This is a genomic window from Bradyrhizobium sp. (genome assembly GCF_004799445.1).
Taxonomy (GTDB): Bacteria; Pseudomonadota; Alphaproteobacteria; order Rhizobiales; family Xanthobacteraceae; genus Bradyrhizobium.
Map to the genome: position 1 here is coordinate 22382 of NZ_SSNA01000024.1, position 19789 is coordinate 42170.

Annotated in this window: 19 protein-coding genes and 1 pseudogene; 15 read left to right on the forward strand and 5 right to left on the reverse strand. The window is 63.8% G+C overall.

The features are described from left to right. The first annotated feature begins 125 nt into the window (after positions 1-125). Together E8A46_RS02050 and E8A46_RS02055 are read left to right on the forward strand one after the other, a co-directional pair. The gene (locus E8A46_RS02050) at positions 126-1370 is read left to right on the forward strand and encodes a hypothetical protein (protein ID WP_291556723.1); all 1245 of its coding nucleotides are present in this window, start codon (positions 126-128) and stop codon (positions 1368-1370) included. Then, positions 1364-1975 carry a hypothetical protein gene (locus E8A46_RS02055; RefSeq protein WP_291556725.1) on the forward strand — a complete coding sequence of 204 codons (612 nt, stop codon included), beginning with the start codon at positions 1364-1366 and terminating at the stop codon, positions 1973-1975. Before E8A46_RS02050 ends, E8A46_RS02055 begins: the two co-directional genes overlap by 7 nt. A gap of 33 nt (positions 1976-2008) precedes the next feature. Here E8A46_RS02055 and pyk read toward each other — a convergent pair whose 3' ends face one another. Continuing rightward, positions 2009-3445 carry a pyruvate kinase gene (pyk, locus tag E8A46_RS02060; RefSeq protein WP_291556727.1) on the reverse strand — a complete coding sequence of 479 codons (1437 nt, stop codon included), beginning with the start codon at positions 3443-3445 and terminating at the stop codon, positions 2009-2011. Continuing rightward, the gene (locus E8A46_RS02065) at positions 3442-4041 is read right to left on the reverse strand and encodes a DUF1036 domain-containing protein (protein WP_291556730.1); all 600 of its coding nucleotides are present in this window, start codon (positions 4039-4041) and stop codon (positions 3442-3444) included. The genes pyk and E8A46_RS02065 overlap by 4 nt, the downstream gene beginning before the upstream one ends. Before the next feature lie 195 nt (positions 4042-4236). Between E8A46_RS02065 and E8A46_RS02070 the strand changes: the two genes are divergently transcribed. Together E8A46_RS02070 and E8A46_RS02075 are read left to right on the forward strand one after the other, a co-directional pair. Next, a complete protein-coding gene (locus E8A46_RS02070) occupies positions 4237-4539 on the forward strand; it encodes a DUF1244 domain-containing protein (RefSeq protein WP_291556733.1) in 303 nt (100 codons plus the stop codon). A gap of 280 nt (positions 4540-4819) precedes the next feature. Further along, positions 4820-5092: a DUF2312 domain-containing protein gene (locus tag E8A46_RS02075; RefSeq protein WP_291556736.1), complete on the forward strand. Its 273-nt coding sequence runs from the start codon at positions 4820-4822 to the stop codon at positions 5090-5092. 180 nt (positions 5093-5272) lie between these two features. On the opposite strand, the gene E8A46_RS02080 is transcribed toward E8A46_RS02075, so the two are convergent. The 3 genes from E8A46_RS02080 to E8A46_RS02090 form a co-directional block, all read right to left on the reverse strand. Beyond that, positions 5273-6859 (reverse strand): DUF882 domain-containing protein, encoded by a 1587-nt coding sequence (locus E8A46_RS02080; protein WP_291556739.1) that lies wholly within the window; start codon positions 6857-6859, stop codon positions 5273-5275. Between the two features lie 254 nt (positions 6860-7113). Continuing rightward, the gene (locus tag E8A46_RS02085; RefSeq protein ID WP_291556777.1) at positions 7114-9231 is read right to left on the reverse strand and encodes a L,D-transpeptidase family protein; all 2118 of its coding nucleotides are present in this window, start codon (positions 9229-9231) and stop codon (positions 7114-7116) included. Positions 9232-9604: 373 nt separating this feature from the next. Next, the gene (locus tag E8A46_RS02090; protein WP_291556742.1) at positions 9605-11110 is read right to left on the reverse strand and encodes a sigma-54 dependent transcriptional regulator; all 1506 of its coding nucleotides are present in this window, start codon (positions 11108-11110) and stop codon (positions 9605-9607) included. Positions 11111-11259: 149 nt separating this feature from the next. Between E8A46_RS02090 and E8A46_RS02095 the strand changes: the two genes are divergently transcribed. From E8A46_RS02095 to E8A46_RS02145, 11 genes and pseudogenes are all read left to right on the forward strand, one after another. Continuing rightward, positions 11260-13119 (forward strand): M3 family oligoendopeptidase, encoded by a 1860-nt coding sequence (locus tag E8A46_RS02095; protein ID WP_291556746.1) that lies wholly within the window; start codon positions 11260-11262, stop codon positions 13117-13119. Between the two features lie 76 nt (positions 13120-13195). Further along, a complete protein-coding gene (locus E8A46_RS02100) occupies positions 13196-13453 on the forward strand; it encodes an AbrB family transcriptional regulator (protein WP_291556749.1) in 258 nt (85 codons plus the stop codon). Further along, positions 13450-13836 (forward strand): type II toxin-antitoxin system death-on-curing family toxin, encoded by a 387-nt coding sequence (locus E8A46_RS02105; protein ID WP_291556752.1) that lies wholly within the window; start codon positions 13450-13452, stop codon positions 13834-13836. Before E8A46_RS02100 ends, E8A46_RS02105 begins: the two co-directional genes overlap by 4 nt. Before the next feature lie 96 nt (positions 13837-13932). Continuing rightward, the gene (locus E8A46_RS02110; RefSeq protein ID WP_291556755.1) at positions 13933-14085 is read left to right on the forward strand and encodes an aa3-type cytochrome c oxidase subunit IV; all 153 of its coding nucleotides are present in this window, start codon (positions 13933-13935) and stop codon (positions 14083-14085) included. A 136-nt stretch (positions 14086-14221) separates the two neighbouring features. Beyond that, positions 14222-15349: a Re/Si-specific NAD(P)(+) transhydrogenase subunit alpha gene (locus E8A46_RS02115; protein WP_291556758.1), complete on the forward strand. Its 1128-nt coding sequence runs from the start codon at positions 14222-14224 to the stop codon at positions 15347-15349. An 11-nt stretch (positions 15350-15360) separates the two neighbouring features. Then, positions 15361-15678, forward strand: a complete 318-nt coding sequence (locus tag E8A46_RS02120; protein WP_291556761.1) for a proton-translocating transhydrogenase family protein — start codon at positions 15361-15363, stop codon at positions 15676-15678. Between the two features lie 43 nt (positions 15679-15721). Next, positions 15722-17122, forward strand: coding sequence for an NAD(P)(+) transhydrogenase (Re/Si-specific) subunit beta (locus tag E8A46_RS02125; protein ID WP_291556764.1), 1401 nt, complete (start codon positions 15722-15724; stop codon positions 17120-17122). A gap of 18 nt (positions 17123-17140) precedes the next feature. Next, complete coding sequence (locus tag E8A46_RS02130; protein WP_291556769.1) at positions 17141-17947, forward strand: alpha/beta hydrolase; 807 nt, start codon at positions 17141-17143, stop codon at positions 17945-17947. 59 nt (positions 17948-18006) lie between these two features. Further along, positions 18007-19104, forward strand: a complete 1098-nt coding sequence (locus E8A46_RS02135; protein ID WP_291556772.1) for an ionic transporter y4hA — start codon at positions 18007-18009, stop codon at positions 19102-19104. A gap of 21 nt (positions 19105-19125) precedes the next feature. Then, positions 19126-19410, forward strand: a complete 285-nt coding sequence (locus E8A46_RS02140) for a cupin domain-containing protein (protein WP_291556774.1) — start codon at positions 19126-19128, stop codon at positions 19408-19410. Positions 19411-19483: 73 nt separating this feature from the next. Continuing rightward, a pseudogene (locus E8A46_RS02145) lies at positions 19484-19789 on the forward strand (hypothetical protein); the annotation flags it as partial.

Below are 19789 nucleotides of genomic sequence, written 5' to 3' on the forward strand. Positions count from 1 at the left end.
TTGGCGGTGGCGCACTGCTCGCCGGAACAGGCTTTGGGGGATCACCGAATGCCAGCGGTGCTAACGCCGGGAACATAGCAATCGGCAACGGCGCCTTCGCCGCGGGGCAGGGCCTTAGTGGCACGATGGCCTTCAACCTCGCGATAGGAGAGAGCGCCAACGCCGGCGGCTCTGCCAGCAGCAATTTCGCCAGCGGCAATTCGGCGAACGCCAGCGGAGACTTTGGCCACAACACCGCAACAGGGGCTGGCGCCAATGCCGGCGGCGCCGGCGGTCTGAACGTCGCGATGGGTTTCAACGCCAACGCCAGTGGCGCCAACACGGCCAACACCGCGATCGGTTCGAACTCCGTGGCCACCGGGGTCAACTCTTCGGCCTTCGGCACCGGCGCGCAGGCGCTTGGCAGCCAGAGCGCGGCTTTCGGATTCGGCAGCGTCGCCAATGGCAGCAGCAGCATCGCCGCCGGGGTCGACAACATCGTGACCGGCAACAACAGCGGCGCGTTCGGCGTCAGCCAGACGGTCAGAGGTAACGGCAGCTTCGGCATCGGCGATCCGAACACGCTCAACGGCAACAACAGTTTTGTGTTTGGCGACGGCAACACCGTCAACGGCGGCAACACCGCGGGCTTTGGCGACAACATCCAGGTGACCGGATCCAACAACACTATCGCGAGTACCGCGAGCGCGGCCGGTTCCTCGGTGTTCGGCTCCGGCAACACCGTGAACGCCACCAATGCCGTGGTGATGGGCAACGTCAACACGGTGAGCGGCGCCAACGGCATCGCCATCGGCAACAATGTTTCGGTCACGGGAGCCAACGCGGTCGCCGTCGGGACCGGCAGCAGCGCGAATTTTTCGAACTCCTCAGCCTTCGGCAATGGGGCGACGGCGACACGCGCCAACCAGCAGGTGTTCGGCACCGCCAGCAACACCTACACCATGGGCGGCATCACCTCGTCGGCGAGCAAGGCGGCGCAGAGCGGACCGGTGCAGGTCGTCACTTCGGACAGCGGCGGCAATCTCGCCACCAGCACGCTCGCGGGCCTCGGGCTGGCGTCGAGCGCCGACGTCGGCGCGATCAATTCCCAGCTCTCCGCCATCAACGCGCATTTGAGCGAGCTCGATATGCGGACCAGCCGGGCCTACACCGGCGTCGCGATGGCCTTTGCGATGGCGGGCGTGCCGACGCTGTTGCCGAGCGAGAAATTCGCCGCCAGCATGAACCTGGGCACCTTCCTCGGCGGCAACGGCGTGGCGATCAACGGCGCATTCCGCATCAGCAACAGCATGCAGCTCAACGGCGGCGTCGCCTACGGGCTGGATGGCAGCGTCGCGGGCGGCCGCGTCGGCCTGCGGGTCGGGTGGTAGCCCCGGCCGACTTCACCGGGCGACGCCGCCTGACGCTGCGCAGGCGGATCGTCGCGGTAGCGCTGACCGCTGCGATCGCGTCAATTGTTCTGGGGGCGACCGCAACGGCGCAATCGCAGCCGCCGTTTGGCGATCGCTGGAAGAACGTTCCGGCAAAACCGACGGCGCCGCCGGCCGAGAAGCTGCCGGTCAGCGTCGAGCAGGCGTTCTATCTGATCCGCTCGACGCTGCTCACGCTCAACGACGCCAACCGTTCCGGCAATTACACCGTGCTGCGCGATCTGGCGGCGCCGGATTTCCAGGCCAAGAACAGCGCCGCCGATCTCGCCGACGGCTTTGCCGACCTGCGCCGCCGAAAATTCGATCTGTTTGCCGCAGCACTTGTGGCGCCCGAACTCACCGCGGCACCTGCGCTGGACGGCAAGGGCATGCTGCGGCTGACCGGCCACTTCCCGACTCGCCCGCAGCAGATCGATTTTGATCTGTTGTTTCAGAATGTCAGCACGCAATGGCGGCTGTTCGGCATCGCGGTCGCAACGCCGCCGGCCGCTGCCGCGCAGGCTACGCCGGCCGCGCAAGCTAAAGCGCCGACCGCGGCGCATTGATCGGTCATCCGCGGGGAGCGGCGGCGTTGGCGCTCACATATCGGCGTCGTCGTCCGGGCCAACGGAGGCGATGCGCAGCATGTTGGTGGTGCCGGGACTGCCGAGCGGCACGCCGGCAACGATGATGACGCGCCGGCCGGCCCGCGCAAAGCCGTCGCGGAAGGCAATGGAGCCGGCGCGGCTGACCATGTCGTCCAGATCCTGGGCGTCTTCCGCGACCACGCAGTGCACGCCCCAGACGGCGGACAGCTTGCGCCCGGTGGCGAGATTGGGCGTGATCGCCACGATCGGCGGCTTCGGCCGCTCGCGGGCGACCCGCAGCGCGGTCGATCCCGAACTGGTCCAGCAGATGATCGCGCTCAGATCGAGGGTTTCGGCGATCTGCCGCGCGGCATCGGCGATGGCATCGCCGACGGTCGGCTCCGGTTCGGCGCGCTGCGCGTTGAGCACGCCGCGATAATTCGGATCGCGCTCGACTTCCTCGCCGATGCGATTCATGGTCGAGACCGCTTCGACCGGAAACTTGCCGGCCGCCGATTCCGCCGACAGCATGATGGCGTCGGCGCCTTCGTAGACCGCGGTGGCGACGTCGGAGACCTCGGCGCGGGTCGGCACCGGCGACTGGATCATCGATTCCAGCATCTGGGTTGCGACCACCACCGGCTTGCCGGCGCGCCGCGCCAGCCGCGTCATCTGCTTTTGCAGGCTCGGCACCCGCTCCAGCGGCAGCTCGACGCCGAGATCGCCGCGCGCCACCATCAAGGCGTCGGAGGCCTCGAGGATTTCCGGGAGCCGGTCGATCGCCTGCGGCTTTTCGATCTTGGACATCACGGCGGCGCGGCCGCGGATCAGTTTCTTGGCCTCGAGGACATCCTCGGCGCGCTGCACGAACGACAGCGCGATCCAGTCGACCCCGGTCACCAGGGCGGCTTCAAGATCGGCGCGGTCCTTCGGTGTCATCGCCGATACCGGCAGATCGGTGTCGGGCAGGCTGACGCCCTTGCGATCCGACATCTTGCCGCCGATCACGACCCGGGTGACGGCGCGCTCGGGAGAGGTCTCCTCCGCGATCAGCCGCACCTTGCCGTCGTCGAGCAGCAGCGCATGGCCTGGCCGCAGTGCGGCAAGAATTTCCGGATGCGGAAGCTGGACGCGGCTGTTGTCGCCCGGTGCCTTGTCGGAATCCAGCACGAAGCTCTGGCCGTTATTGAGCTGCACCGCGCCTTCGGCGAACGCGCCCAGACGCAGCTTGGGTCCCTGCAAATCGACCAGAATGCCGATCGGTCGGCCATAGCTGCCCTCGACATTGCGAATGGTCTTGACCAGCTCGCGCATCTTGTCGTGCGAGGTGTGGCTCATATTGATGCGGAAGACGTCGGCGCCCGCCTCGAACAGGCGCCTGATCATCGCGCTGTCGGATGATGCCGGGCCGAGCGTGGCCAGGATCTTGATACGCCGCAGCCGCCTCATGGCTTGCTTCCGGGCGCCGCGGCGGGCGGCAGGCCTGGCCCGGGGGCTATTCCACCCGGCGAATTGGACAGGCCCGGAATGTTCCCGGCTCCGCCCGGGCCGATCGTGCCCGGAATACCCGGCACCCGCTGCGCGGGCTGTTCGTTGGACTCGGTGAGCTGCACGGTCCAGGCGCGCTGCTCGCCGGTGTCGACTTCGAAGAAGCCGGTCCGGTCGAACCCGCGCGCCAGGCAATTATCGGCGCCCTTGATGGTGAATTCCTTGTCGCGCGAGCACATGAAGGCCTGTCCCGACCATTCGCCACCACGGTCGTAATCAAGGGCATAGATATAGTAGAACCGTGCGACCAGCGTGCCGCGCAGCAGGGTTTCGCAGCTTCGCGACGACACGTTCCACCAGCCTTCGGTGGTCCAGCCCTCGGCGTCCTTGTAGCCGAGCGCAATGCCGACCCGGCTCGAGGTGTTGTTGCAGAGACGAAAGTCCGCCGCCGCCGAACTGTTCCACAGGCACGTCACTGCGAGCGCCAGCGCCGGGATCAATCCGGCGGGCCTACGCCCGGAGAATCGGTTGGGATGATGAGAATCTTCTGGGTTCATTCCGCGAAGCTATATCAATTCATTGGCGATTTCGCGTGAGCGCACCGGGGCTGTCAACGCCCAAAGGGGCATTTCAGGCCATGAGGCTGGCCCGAATCCTGCCCGCAAAGGTTATGTTTGGGGCGCGATATGGAATAATCTGTGACGGTTCCCCACTTAATGCCGGCATTCCGCGCCAAATAGCGAGATCAGGTCATGACGATTGACGACAAAACCAGAACGGAACTTGAAGCCGCCGTGTTTCGGCGCCTTGTCGAACATCTGCGCTCCCGGACCGACGTCCAGAACATCGATCTGATGAATCTCGCGGGCTTCTGCCGCAACTGCCTGTCCAACTGGCTCAAGGAGGAGGCCGATGCCAAGGGTGCGGCCATGAGCAAGGATGAGAGCCGTGAGGCCGTCTATGGCATGCCCTACGAGACCTGGAAGTCGACCTATCAGGGAACGGCCAGCCCGGAACAGCTCGCGGCCATGAAAAAGGTCCATCCGGGGCACTGACACCGTCATTGCGAGCCAACGGGTCGCGCGGATGCGCGCCCGATGAGGCCCGCGAGGCGATTCATGGTGCTGAAGAATGGATTGCTTCGCAGCTTTGCTGCTCGCAATGACGACGGGGGAACCAGGCAGGCTTTCTCCTGTGGGTGCGCTGTGGATGAGCGCGATGCTGCCTTGACGCAAGGCGCCGCACTCTTGAGGGTCTTTTTCAAGGATGCGGTGCGTGATGAAGCGTGCGGCGCTTCCTCCGCCTCAACCCTTCAAGTTCATTCAGGAGTACCCGATGGCCACCACTGCCGCCGCCGTCAAGGAAGAACCCGCGACGAAATTTGCCAAAGACCAGCTCAAGGCCATCATCGAGCGCATCGAGCGGCTGGAAGAAGAAAAGAAGACCATCGCCGACGATATCCGCGACGTCTACGCCGAGGCCAAGGGCAACGGCTTCGACGTCAAGGCGCTGCGTACCATCGTGCGGATGCGCAAGCAGGACGCCAACGAGCGGGCGGAGGAGGAGACGATCCTCGAAACCTATATGCAGGCGCTGGGAATGCTGTAAGGCCGCCCCGTCGTCCCCGCGAAAGCAGGGACCCATTCATCGCTGTTAGCCATGATGGTGCGCGGAACGAGCCCCCGGCTTCATGGAGAGGCCTGGGGTTATGGGTCCTCGCGTTCGCGAGGACGACATTGAAATTGTGGAAATGAGAATTGCGGAGACGGTTGCGTGACCGCGGATCGCCTAGCGCAGCGATGCCGTCCGCAGCACGAAGGATTGGGTCGCCAGCGTGGCGGTGGCCGATCCGGTAAACCGGTCGCAGGTCAGGCCCATCTGCGGATCGTCCGAGAATCCCATCGCGATCACAGCCTGCGGCTTGACGAAATGCGCGCTGAGCAGGCTCATATCGGCATCGCCGAGCACGGTCGCGGACATCGACGTGCTGGCGCTTGGCGCCAGCATCATGACCCGCATCCAGGCATCGCTGGCCGGGGAGGCGGCGAGCCGCGTCGAGGTTGACACCGCGCCAGTCTGGCCCTGCGCGCCCTTGGCGACGACCAGATCGACGGCGGTATTGGCGGTTGAATTGCGGACTGGCCGGGCGCTGTGGGGAATCGGCGCGCTGGCCGCGACGATATTCGGTCGGTCAACCGGCGAGGTGGGGGCCGGCGCATAGGCCATCGCCTGGAGCGCGGAAACACTGGCAGTCGATTGTGGATCGGCCGTGGCGAGGGCCTGGCGGGCGTTGAGGGCGGCGACCTGCGCCGGCGTGGCCTGATTCGGTGTCGCCGGCGTATCACCCCAGAAGCCGCGGGCGTTGATGATGTCGGCCGGGGTTTGCGGTTTCGCCTCGGCCTTTTCGGCCGCGGCCGTCGGTTTCGGTTTTCCGGGCTGCACGACCTGCATGTCGGCGGAGGCGAGCTGGAAGGTCGAGGCCGCCGGCTTTGCGCGCGGCATCGGCACGGGGTCGGCGGCTTTGGCGGCCGCGATGACCGGATCAGGCGCCGCTTTTTCCCGGGCAACGGGCGCGGCGGAGCCTTCATCCTCTTCGTCGTTCGATTTGCGCCCGAACAACCGTGCGAACAGGTTCGACTTGCTCACGGTCGCAGCATCATCGCCGTTGCCGCGCTTTTCGATATCGGCGCGGGCCAGTTCATATCCCTTCAGCGGATTGCCATCGGCGGGGATATGCACGGTGCGTCCCTCCGGGAATACCCGGGCCAGCTGATCGTGGGTCATGCGCGGCCAGTGACGGATGCTGCCGGTATCGAGATGGACGAAAGGCGATCCCGAGGTCGGATAGAAACCGACGCCGCCGCGCTGCAGCCGAAGGCCTGCGAAACGAATCTGCTCGAGCGGAACGTCCGGAACGAAGAAGTCCATGGCGTGGCCGAGCATATGCTGGCTGAAGCGTGCCACCCCCGACGAACGGCGGCGAAGCATGGCGTTGGTGGCGGGGGAACGGTAGGACGAGATGATCTGGATCGGCTTCTTGCCGTCGACGTCGCGATAGACTTCCCAGAGGATGTCGAACAGGTGACGATCCATCGTGGTCTGTTCCTGGCTGCGCCAGTCGCGGAGGAAATGGTTGAGCTGCTTCAGCGCCTCTTCGTCATAACGGCCGTCACGCTTGAAGGTGACGGTGAGGTCTTCGTCGGAATGGGTGTGGTGGAACGAAAGGGTGCGGGTTTCGTTGAGCGCGGTCGCGTCGTGCACCGAGCCGGCTCCGGCGAGGAGCAACAAGGATGTCAGTCCGAATTGATATCCGGCCTTGGGCAGATGCAAAAGATTGAATTGGCGTGCGAAACCAGCCAGCACGTATGAGCCCACCCAAAGACGACCGATCGAAGAACCCTTTCGCTACCCCGTGTGGCGAAAGAGGGTAAATGCAGTCTTAACGCGGAAGGGTTAATCGAGATTTACGCCCTTCCCCCAAGTCGAACCTGCAGCTAACCCGTCGAGTGTGGCGAAAAGTAGCCCACTGGTTAAATCCAAGTGGAGAATGGTTAACGTCGAAGGCCCCGTCCGGGCGGACGAGGCCTTTGATTTTCCTCAAGAATCTAAACGCCTGCCGCGGCGGCCAGCTAACGGTCAAAGATCCGGCGCTGCTGCGGCCGGCGGCCCGGGGCTGCCGGGGGCGGAGTCGGCGCGCCAAACAGCCGCTCGAAGAACGAGGGGCCGCCTGACGACCACGAATTGTCGCTGGCAATCCGGACGCCGTCGGGCACCGGATGAACGTAGTTCGGCTGGGAATGCGCGATCACATTCTCCAGGTCCCTGTTCCTGCCGGCGCGAAGCAGCGACAGCATGGTGGCGTCGCGGCCATAGACATCCTTGCGGAATTGCAGCGTGCCGGCGTCATCCACAAACGCGGTCTGATAGGTGATGTTAACCGGTATCGGCGTCGGGAATTTGAGATCGATCTCGCTTTGCCCGTACATGCTGCGGATCTTCTCCGGCGTGTAATGCCCGTTCGGATCGGTGATGTTGAGCAGGATCGTGGCATATTGATCCGGATTCTGCACCCGCATGCAGCCGTGGCTGAACGGGCGCTCTTCCCGGGCGAACAAGTTCTTGTCCGGCGTGTCGTGCTGATACACCAGGAATTTGTTCGGGAAATTGAAGCGGATGCGGCCGAGTGCGTTTCGTTCGCCGGGCGGCTGCGAAATATGGATGCTGCCGTCGCGGGCGCGGTCGAGCTTCAATCCCATGCGCTCCAGCACGGTCGGGTCCTGCTGCAGCGCCGGCAGATATTCGTTGTAGATGATCGACGGCGGCACGTTCCAGGTCGGATTGACCGTGATGAACTTCATCGTTTCCGTCAAAAGCGGCGTTGCATGGACGCCGGGCTGTCCGGTCACCACCTTCGTGGTCCAGACCTGCGCGCCATGCTGCATCACCTTGAGGGTATAATCGGGGATGTTGAGAATGACATAGGCGTCGCCGATGGCGGGCGCGCCGAGGTCGCGCGGCAGCCAGCGCCACCGCTCCATGTTGACGATCACGGTATCGATCTGGCGGTCGCGCTTCGGACTGTTGATCGCCTTGATGGTGCGGTCATCCAGCACGCCGGTCGGCTTGAGTTCGGCGCCGGCCTGGAACTTGCGCACGGCTTCGGCAACCTTGGCGTCATAACGGGTGTTGTCGGCGTTTTCGGTGATGCCGAGCTTGGCGCGCAGTTGCGGGACGCGGTCATCTTCCATCTCGACCGCGGGCTGCTTGGTGCCGCGCGCCGGCGTGAATTTAAGCACCGGCCCGTCCGCGATCTGAACCACCGGCCCATCGCCGAGGCCGCGCAGTTCGGCAAGCTTCGCCTTCAATTCGCGATAGAGCTTCTGCGGCGGGTTGTAGCTGTCGAGCGCCGCGGAGGCATCCTTGGCGGTCGTGACATTGGTGAGCACCTCGGTCGGATCGGTCGGATGCTCGGGATATTGAATGTCCGCCGAGACCTGCGACCAGTGCATCCGGCCGCTTTGCGCCTGGCGCGCGTAATCGAGCATGCTGGCGGTCAACTTCATGTCGGCTTCAGCAAGCGCATCCGGCGTGGTCGCGAGCGCGAAATCCGGCACCGCATAATCCGATGCATTCAGGCCCTCGGAGGCTGCGTCCTTCAGGCGCGCGATGACGCCCTTGCCGCTGTCGCTCAATTTGCCGGCCTGCGTCCACAGCGGCGCATATTCGCGCGCGGTGTAGAATTTCTCCACCGCCGCCCGCTCGGCCTTGCGATCGAAATAGCGCAGCGATTTTGCGCCCAGCATGTCACGCAGCTTGTCGGCAACCGGCTGATCCGCCGGCGCAACATTGCTCGCCGCCTTGACCGGATCGGGGGCCGTTGCGGCAGCCGCAGCCGGCGGCTGCGCGGGTGCGACGGTCGCGGCGTCGGCTTTGCTGGTATCGGTTTTGGTGGGCTCGGGGGCCGGAACGACGGCGACATCGGCCGGCTTTGTCTCCGGCGCGGCCTTCTCCGTCACCTTCGCCGCGTCGGGCGCCGGCGTGTCCAGCTTGAAGTCGTTGGCGGTTGGAGGCGGGACATTGGCGGGCTCGGGGCGGGGGACCGCCGCATCGATCGCGAGCTCGGCGGCGCTGTTGCGGACCTGGTCGCCCTGCGCCAGTGCCGAAGTCGCCGACACCGTGAGGAATGTCGCCGCGACGGCCATCAAGACGCGGTCATATCCGGCACGGTTCTTCCAACAGTCACGCATCATCACACCCCTCGGGTGAACTGCCCCAGCCAGGAGCAGCCTATGGTTAGTCCGTTATAGTTCTCGCGAAAGCGCCGGCCTGATCGGTTCTGAAGCGCATTCAAGAATGTGCCCCAAATCTCCAAGTTTGGCACGCCTGCCGCAACGATTCATACGCAGACGATACACGCGCACCCCACATGCAGCCAGCGCCACGGGGGGAAACTCACGACAAACTGACCTCACTGCGTCTTTTTGCATCGAGCCTGCCGCTTTTGCCACGCGCGCCTGCCTTTGTCTGTCACCTCCGGGCAACGGTTCAAATCTTCCGGATCGGCCTTTTCCGGCCACATTCGCGATGCGGCGGCGGGGTGCCGAGACCTTGTACTAATCTTCAGTTCGCCTCATCCGTTCCACCGGCGGACGAGTTGTCGGCAGCCTCGTCGAGCTTGCGATAAAGTGTCGAGCGGCCAATCTTCAACCGGCGCGCCACTTCCGACATCTGCCCGCGGTAGTGTGAGATCGCGAAGCGGATGATCTCGCTCTCCAGTTCTTCGAGCGGCCGCATTTCTCCGGCATTGGTCAGCATCGCCAGCGTTCCCGCCGATGGTAGCGGCGCGATCGGTATTTCATTACCCGAAACCATGGCCGGCACGGTCGAATGAAAGGCTGGTCCGACAATCAGCGGTTCGCCATGCGCTTCCGACACGGGCGGCGCTGACAGGCTGGCGGTCTGCGGGAAATCCGACAGCCCGAGCTGGTCGCCTTCGCTCATGACCACGGCGCGATAGACCGCATTCTCGAGCTGCCGGATATTGCCCGGCCATTCAAGTTGCGACAGATGGGCCATCGCCTCGCCGCTGATGCCGGTGATGTGGCGGTTTTCCTCGGCGCAGAACCGCGCCAGAAAATGCCGCAACAGATGCGGAATATCCTCGCGGCGCATCCGCAACGGCGGCACCGTCAGCGGCAGCACGTGCAAGCGGTAGAACAGGTCTTCGCGGAAATGCCCGCTTTTGACGTGGTCGAGCAACTTGCGGTTGGTCGCGGAAATGATCCGGACGTCGACTTTCACCGGCTTGCGCCCGCCGACCGCTTCGACGGTGCCTTCCTGCAGCGCGCGAAGCAGCTTTACCTGCGCTGCCAGCGGCAATTCGCCGACTTCGTCGAGGAACAGCGTGCCGCCGGAAGCTTCGACGAATTTGCCCAGGTGGCGTTCGGTGGCACCGGTAAAGGCGCCCTTCTCGTGGCCGAACAGGATCGACTCGACGAGATTGTCGGGGATCGCGCCGCAATTGACGGCAACGAACGGCTTCGATTTCCGTTCGCCGCTGCCATGGATGGCGCGCGCGAACAATTCCTTGCCGACGCCGGACTCGCCCTCGACCAAAACAGGAATCGTCGAGGCGGCGGCCTTCCGCGCGGTGTGCAGCACGCCGGCCATGGCCTCGCTGCGGGTGATGATATCGGCAAAGGTCAATCGGCCTTCGCGGCTGTGCTTGATCCGCTGCAACTCGCCTTTCAGCGCGCTGGCATTGAGCGCATTGCGCAAGCTGACCTGCAGCCGCTCGATGCCGACCGGCTTCACGACAAAATCCTGCGCGCCGGCGCGCATCGCCGACACCACATTGTCGATGCCGCCATGGGCGGTCTGCACGACCACGGGAATCGAAAGACCGGCTTCGCGGATTTTGGCCAGCACGCCCATGCCGTCGAGGCCGGGCATCACGAGGTCGAGCACCATGGCATCGAAGGCAGGCGCATCGGACGCGGTCAGAAGCGCGATGGCGGCGTCGCCGGAATCGACCACGGTTGTCTCATAGCCGCATTTCTGCACCATGTTTTCGACCAGGCGGCGTTGCACCGCGTCATCGTCGGCGATCAAAATGCTGGCAGCCATGGCGTTCCCCACTCGTTACAACTATCTGTCTCGAATCGGGGCACTCTCGCCGATGCCGATTAACGCCCGCTTAAGCGTTGATGTCCCGCCATCGCCTCGCCGTCGCAGCCGTTCCGGTTGAAAACGCACACTCCATAGGCTCGAACCAGATGACATCGCGCTCCTCGTCCGCTCTCCGCAAATCGACAGCCCAACGCAAGGCGAATCCGAAGAAATCCGCCACCAGGCCGAAGGCGGGCAAGCTGCCGGAATGGAACCTTTCCGACCTCTATTCCGGGATCGACGCGCCAGAAGTCACAACCGATCTGCAAAAGATGAACGCCGAATGCGTCGCGTTTGAGACGGACTACAAGGGCAAGCTCGCGGAGCGGACGGCGGCCGAGGGCGGCGGCCAATGGCTCGCCGAGGCGGTCAGGCGCTATGAGGCGATCGATGATCTCGCCGGGCGGCTCGGGTCGTTTGCGGGTCTCGTTCATGCCGGCGACAGTGTCGATCCCGCGATCTCCAAATTCTATGGCGACGTCTCCGAGCGGCTGACGAATGCCTCGGTGCACCTGTTGTTCTTTGCGCTCGAGCTCAACCGCATCGACGATGCCGTCATCGACCGCGCGATGCAGGCGCCTGAACTGGCGCATTATCGCCCCTGGATCGAGGACCTGCGCAAGGACAAGCCGTATCAGCTCGAGGACCGCGTCGAGCAGCTGTTCCACGAAAAATCGCAGAGCGGTTACGCCGCCTGGAACCGGCTGTTCGACCAGACGATCTCGGCCCTGCGCTTCAAGCTCGGGACCAAGGAGCTCGCCATCGAGCCGGCGCTGAACCTGCTGCAGGATCGCGCGGGGGAAAAGCGAAAAGCCGCGGGGCAGGCGCTGGCGAAGACGTTCAAGGCCAACGAGCGAACTTTTGCGCTGATCACCAATACGCTTGCCAAGGACAAGGAGATTTCCGATCGCTGGCGCGGCTTTGCCGATGTCGCGGATTCCCGCCATTTGAACAACCGCGTCGAGCGCGAAGTCGTCGACGCACTGGTCGGCTCGGTCCGCGCGGCCTATCCAAGACTGTCGCATCGCTATTACGCCCTGAAGGCCGCCTGGTTCAGGAAGAAAAAGCTCGCGCATTGGGATCGCAACGCGCCGCTGCCGTTTGCGGCGACCGGCACGATCGCCTGGCCCGAGGCCAAGAACATGGTGCTGACGGCCTATCGTGGATTTTCGCCGGAAATGGCCAGCATTGCCGAGCGGTTTTTCAGCGATCGCTGGATCGACGCGCCGGTGCGGCCGGGCAAGGCGCCCGGCGCCTTCTCGCACCCGACCACGCCGTCGGCGCACCCTTATGTGCTGATGAACTATCAGGGCAAGCCGCGCGACGTGATGACGCTCGCCCATGAACTCGGCCACGGCGTGCATCAGGTGCTGGCGGCGAAGAACGGCGCGCTCATGGCGCCGACGCCGCTGACATTGGCCGAAACCGCCAGCGTGTTCGGCGAGATGCTGACCTTCCGGCGGCTATTGGCGCAGACCAAGAGCCTCAAACAGCGTCAGGCGCTGCTGGCCGGCAAGGTCGAGGACATGATCAACACGGTGGTGCGCCAGATCGCGTTCTACACCTTCGAGCGCGCCATCCATACCGAGCGCAAGAAAGGCGAATTGACCGCCCAGCGCATCGGCGAGATCTGGCTTTCCGTGCAGGGCGAGAGCCTGGGACCGGCGATCGATATCCGGCCCGGCTATGAGAATTTCTGGATGTACATTCCGCACTTCATCCATTCGCCGTTCTACGTCTACGCCTATGCGTTCGGCGATTGCCTGGTGAACTCGCTCTATGCGGTCTACGAAAACGCGCAAGAAGGCTTTGCCGAACGCTATCTGGCGATGCTTTCGGCCGGCGGCACCAAGCATTATTCCGAATTGCTCAAGCCGTTCGGGCTCGACGCCAAGGATCCCAAATTCTGGGAGGGCGGGCTGTCGGTGATCGCCGGCATGATCGACGAACTGGAGGCGATGGGCTGAGGTGGGCAGGGCGTAAAACATTTGTTGAACGCCGCACACCCTTCTGTTATACAGTCTGTATAACGGAGATTAAGCCATGAATGAGATTCCACGAACCACCGCTGAGGGGGAATTCGTCCAGATCAAGAAGATCGGCAATTCGCTGGGCCTCATATTATCGAAGGACATCCTTTCCCGGCTCAAGCTGAAGGAAGGCGACAAGCTCCATATCGTCGAGCAGACCGAGCGGGGCATCAAGCTTTCGCCCTACAACCCGAAGCATGCCAAGGCGATGGAAATCGCGCGGCGTTCGTTCAGTACCTATGCGGACACCTATAAGGCTCTCGCAAAATGAACGAGCCGATCTGGCTGGATGTGGAGATCATGGCGGATCTCCACGCCGAACAGCTCGCCTTGTTCGGAGGGCCGGACGGCATTCGTGACCAAGGTATGCTGGAATCTGCGCTCGGCCGTCCCATCAACAAATTCACCTATGGTGAAACGGACCTTGCTGCGCTTGCGGCAGCGTATGCGTTCGGCATTGCCCGGAACCATCCATTTATCGATGGCAACAAGCGCGCAGCTTTCGGCGCGATCATCGTATTCCTGGGTCTCAACGACATCGATTTTCTGGTGCCGCCGGAAAGCGCCACCGCCATGATCCTTGCTCTCGCAGCAGGTGAGGTGAACGAAGATGGCCTCACCCGCTGGATCAGGGACAATTGGCCTTCCGAATGACCCGATAAGCGGCGCAAAGCCGCCCATCCGCCGTTGCCCTCCTGTTGGGATTGCGGTAATTCCACGGCGAGACGCGAACACTCACCGGGGAGACCGATGGCAGAACATAACGAAGTGGCCTATACGACCGCTGACGGCAACGACTATCCGGCCCATGAGCAGACCTATGAGGGGTTCATCAAGCTCGTGAAGTATGGCTCCGCCGCCGTGATCTTCATCGTCGCCATGATGGCGATTTTTCTGACCTGATGCATCGACGTCCGCGCCGCCGACCGGCGGCGCGATCCTGAGAGACCCACCGCGTTCCGGTCGCAAGACCGGTTCCATCCTTGCGAAATCAAGCGCTAGTTTGCGCGCGCGAGCTTCCCGCGCCGCCGGAGGCCCCATGAAGATTGCCGTCGCCAAGGAAATCGATCCGTCCGAGCCGCGGGTCGCCGCTTCGCCCGATACGGTGAAAAAATATCGGGCGCTGGGCGTCGATATTGCCGTGGAGCCGGGCGCGGGCATCAAGTCGGGCTTGCCGGATTCGGAATTCACCGCGGCCGGCGCCACCGTCAGCGCGGATGCCGTCAAGGACGCCGACATCGTCATCAAGGTGAAGCGGCCGGAGGCTTCCGAGCTTGGCCACTACAAGCGTGGCGCGCTGGTCATCGCCATCATGGATCCCTACGGCAACGATGCCGCGCTCAAGGCGATGGCGGACGCCGGCATCTCGGCGTTCGCGATGGAATTGATGCCGCGCATTACCCGCGCCCAGGTGATGGATGTGCTGTCGAGCCAGGCCAATCTCGCCGGCTACCGCGCCGTGATCGAGGCCGCCGAGGCCTTTGGCCGCGCCTTTCCGATGATGATGACGGCGGCGGGCACGATCCCGGCGGCGAAGGTGTTCGTGATGGGGGTCGGCGTCGCCGGCCTGCAGGCGATAGCGACCGCGCGGCGGCTGGGTGCCGTGGTCACCGCCACCGACGTGCGGCCGGCGGTGAAAGAGCAGGTCGAAAGCCTGGGAGCCAAATTCCTCGCGGTCGAGGACGAGGAGTTCAAGCAGGCCGAAACCGCCGGCGGCTACGCCAAGGAAATGTCGAAAGAGTATCAGGCCAAGCAGGCGGCGCTGACCGCCGAGCACATCAAGAAGCAGGACATCATCATCACCACCGCGCTGATCCCGGGCCGGCCCGCGCCGCGCCTTGTCTCCGCCGAGATGGTGAAATCGATGAAGCCGGGCTCGGTGCTGGTCGATCTCGCGGTCGAGCGCGGCGGCAATGTCGAGGGCGCGAGGCCCGGCGAGGTCGCCGATGTCGGCGGCATCAAGATCGTCGGCTTCACCAATGTCGCCGGCCGCGTCGCGGCCTCGGCCTCAAGCCTCTATGCGCGCAATCTGTATTCCTTCATCGAGACGCTGGTGGACAAATCGACCAAGGCGCTCGCGGTGAAGTGGGACGACGAACTGGTCAAGGCCACGGCCCTGACCAGGGATGGCGCCGTCATTCATCCGAACTTCCAGCCGAAGACTTAAGGAGAGCCGCCATGGATCATATCGCGCAGGCCGTCGATCCCTTCGTGTTCCGGCTATCGATTTTCGTGCTCGCCGTGTTCGTCGGTTATTTCGTGGTGTGGTCAGTGACGCCGGCGCTGCATACGCCGCTGATGTCGGTGACCAACGCGATCTCCTCGGTGATCGTGGTCGGTGCGCTGCTCGCGGTCGGGGTGGCGATGGTCGGCAGCGGCGGGGTATGGGCGCGCGGCTTCGGCTTCGTCGCGCTGATTTTTGCATCGGTGAATATCTTCGGCGGCTTCCTGGTCACCCAGCGCATGCTCGCGATGTACAAGAAGAAGATCAAGTGAACGGCGTGCACCTCGTGGTGACGAAGACAATGGGGACCCTGAGATGAACGCCAATCTTGCCGCAGTCCTGTACCTCGTTGCCGGAGTGCTGTTCATTATGTCGCTGCGCGGCCTGTCGAGCCCGGCATCGTCGCGTCAGGGCAACTTCTTCGGCATGATCGGCATGGCGATCGCGGTGGCGACCACGCTGGCCGCCCATCCGCCGGCGGACGGCATCGGCTGGGCGCTGGTGATCCTCGGCGTCGCCATCGGCGGTGGAATCGGCGCGGTGATCGCGCGCCGGGTGCCGATGACGTCGATGCCGGAACTGGTCGCGGCGTTCCATTCGCTGGTCGGCATGGCCGCGGTGCTGGTGGCGGCAGGCGCGTTCTACGCGCCGGAGGCCTTCGACATCGGCACGCCCGGCAACATCCATCCGCAGAGCCTGGTCGAAATGTCGCTCGGCGTTGCCATCGGCGCGCTGACCTTCACCGGCTCGGTGATCGCGTTTGCAAAACTGTCCGGCCGCATGAGCGGCGCGCCGATCATCCTGCCGGCGCGGCATCTCATCAATATCGGCCTCGGCGTGGCGCTGGTGGTGTTCATCGTCAGGCTCGTGATGTTCGGCGGCGCGGTGGATTTCTGGCTGATCACCGTCATCGCCCTGGCGCTCGGCGCGCTGCTGATCGTCCCGATCGGCGGCGCCGACATGCCGGTCGTGATCTCGATGCTCAACTCCTATTCCGGCTGGGCCGCCGCCGGGATCGGTTTCACGCTCGGCAATTCGGCGCTGATCATCACCGGCGCGCTGGTCGGCTCATCCGGCGCGATCCTGTCCTACATCATGTGCCACGCGATGAACCGCTCCTTCATCTCGGTCATCCTCGGCGGGTTCGGCGGCGAGACGGCGGCCGCCGGCGCAGGCGCGGGGGGCGAAGTGCGGCCGGTGAAACTCGGCTCAGCGGACGATGCGGCCTTCATCATGAAGAACGCGCAGAAGGTGATCATCGTGCCCGGCTACGGCATGGCGGTGGCGCAGGCGCAGCACGCGCTGCGCGAACTGGCCGACCAGCTGAAGAAGGAAGGCGTCGAGGTCAAATACGCGATTCACCCGGTCGCGGGCCGCATGCCCGGCCACATGAACGTGCTGCTCGCCGAAGCCAATGTGCCCTATGACGAGGTGTTCGAACTCGAGGACATCAATTCGGAATTCGCGCAGGCCGACGTCGCCTTCGTGATCGGCGCCAACGACGTCACCAACCCGGCCGCCGAGGACGATCCGAAATCGCCGATCTACGGCATGCCGGTGCTGCAGGTGTGGAAGGCCGGGACCGTGATGTTCATCAAGCGCTCGCTGGCGTCGGGCTATGCCGGCATCGACAATCCCCTGTTCTACCGCGACAACACCATGATGCTGCTCGGCGACGCCAAGAAAATGACCGAGAACATCGTCAAGGCGCTGTGAGGCCATTTACGGGAAATCATGACCGTCCTGAAATGGCTGGTCGTTGTCGCAGCGTGCGGCTATCTCATCGGTCTTGCCGTACTGTTCCTCGCACAGCGGTCGTTCCTCTTTCCGATTCCGCAGACCGTCCGCACCGCGCCCGATGCCGCCGGTCTTGGCGCGGCTGAAGAACACCTCCTGACCACGGCGGATGGCGAGACGGTGGTTGTGTGGCACGTGCCGGCAAAGCCGGGCCATGCGGTCGTGATTTATTTTCACGGCAACGGGGATTTCCTCGCCGGTCTGGTCGGCCGCTTCCGCGACATCACCTCGGATGGGACCGGGCTCGTCGCGTTGTCGTATCGGGGCTATGCCGGCTCGAGCGGCCGGCCGAGCGAGCAGGGGCTTCTTTGGGATGCCGCAGCAGCCTATGCGTTCGCATCGGCGCGATATGGCGTGGATCGGATGGTCGTCTGGGGCTTTTCGCTCGGAAGCGGCGTTGCCGTCGCGCTGGCGGCGGAACAGCGGATCGGAAAGCTCGTCCTTGAAGCTCCCTACACCTCGATCACGGAGGTTGCAGGCGCGGCGTTTCCATTTCTGCCGGTACGGTGGCTGGTCAGGGACCAATTTCGCTCCGACCAGCGCATGGCGCGGGTGACGGTTCCCCTCCTGATCATGCATGGCGCCCGCGATTCCACCATTTCAATAGGTCTCGGCGAACGGTTATTCGCGCTCGCCCATGAGCCGAAACAATTCGTGCGGTTTCCAAACGGCGGCCATAACGATCTGGATGATTATGGTGCCGTCGCAACGGCGCGGGACTTCATTTACGGGAACTTGAAATAGTTGACGGGCTGCCGTCGTATGATGCGCCGCCCGTCGCCATGGCTTAGGGGTTAGGATACATGAGTACGCACGGACCGATGCCGCGATCGGCGTGGATTTTCCCCGCACTTTCCGTCCTGCTGTTCGCGGGCGCCACCGCGCTCGGCTATAGCTTCGCGCCATCGGCGGCAGGGTTGGCGTTTGCGGCGGTGCTGCTGGTGATCCTGTTCGGCACGGTGTTCGCAGCCGTTCATCATGCCGAGGTGATCGCCGAGCGGATCGGCGAGCCCTATGGCACGCTGCTGTTGACGCTGGCCGTTACCATCATCGAGGTGGCATTGATCGCCACTATCATGCTGGGCGAGAAAGCGGTGACGACGCTGGCGCGCGATACCGTCTTTGCGGTGGTGATGATCGTCTGCAACGGGCTGGTCGGCATCTGTATCCTGGCCGGCGGTCTGCGTTACCGCGAGCAGGATGTTCAGGTGACCGGATCCAATCTGTATCTCAGCGTTCTGGTGGTGCTGGCGACGATCACGCTGATCATGCCCAATTATACGCTGACGACGCCCGGGCCGGTCTATTCGGCGAGCCAGCTCGGCTTCGTCAGCACCGTTACCATCCTGCTCTATGGTGTGTTTCTCTATATCCAGACTGTCCGGCACCGGAATTATTTCGTCAGCGAGGCCGCCGGCGCCGTGGATGACGGGACGCATCGTTCGAACCGGATGATGTGGCTCAGCGCCGGCTTGTTGCTGGTTTCGCTGTTGGCCGTGGTGCTGCTGGCGAAGAAATTCTCGCAGGTGGTTGATGTGGGGGCTGCCCTGATCGGCGCGCCGCCGGCCTTTGCCGGAATTCTGGTGGCGCTGCTGATTCTGCTGCCCGAGAGTGTCGCGGCGGTCGCCGCCGCGCGTAAGAACGACCTGCAGAAGAGCATCAATCTCGCGCTCGGCTCGTCGCTCGCAACCATCGGCCTGACGATCCCGGCGGTCGCGGTCGCCGCCTATGCGCTGGACAAGCAGTTGGTACTCGGCCTTCCCGCCCATGATATGGTGCTGCTGGGGTTGACGTTCATCGTCGCTATGCTGACGCTGGGCACCGGCCGCACCAACATCCTTTTCGGGCTGGTCCACCTCGTGGTATTTGCGGTATTTCTATTCCTGGTGTTCGTGCCCTGACCGGGCGGGAGAAAATCGGCCATGATCAGCGCCAAATCCGACGTTCAGGTCGATACGCCGGAGGTCCGCGTCACCGAATGGCGGCTGGCGCCGGGCAGCGCCACCGGACATCACATTCACGAGATGGATTACGTCATCGTTCCCGTGACCGCAGGCGAGATGACCATCGTGGCGTCGGGCGGGGAGCGTTCCAAGGCACAGCTCGGGCCCGGTAAATCCTATTTCCGGAAAGCCGGGGTGGAACACGACGTGCTCAACGAAAGCACGAGCGAAATCGTCTTTCTGGAAGTGGAGTTGAAGCCATAACCCCGCCATTTACCGAATTGCCACCGATCTGCCTCAAAGCTCCGGCATCAAAAACCCCGCGGGAGTGGTCGGCATGCTGAAATTGGTCTCCAAATTTGCGATGGACATCTTGCCGTCGGTGATCGCGACCATCGTCGGCGCCTATATCGTTAATCATTACATCAACGTCAGACCCGCTGCCGACGCCGCGGCGACCGCGGCTGCGGTATCGACCGCCGATCCGAAAAAGGCCCATTCCAGGGGTGATTCCAAGCCGGTGGAGAAATCAGCCGATCTCGGCAACATTCCCGAGCCCGGCGTCAGGGCCAAGGGCATTAAGGCACCGGCCGAGACCGATAAATCCGCCGCTGAAAAGCCCGTGGAGAAACCCGCCGACAAG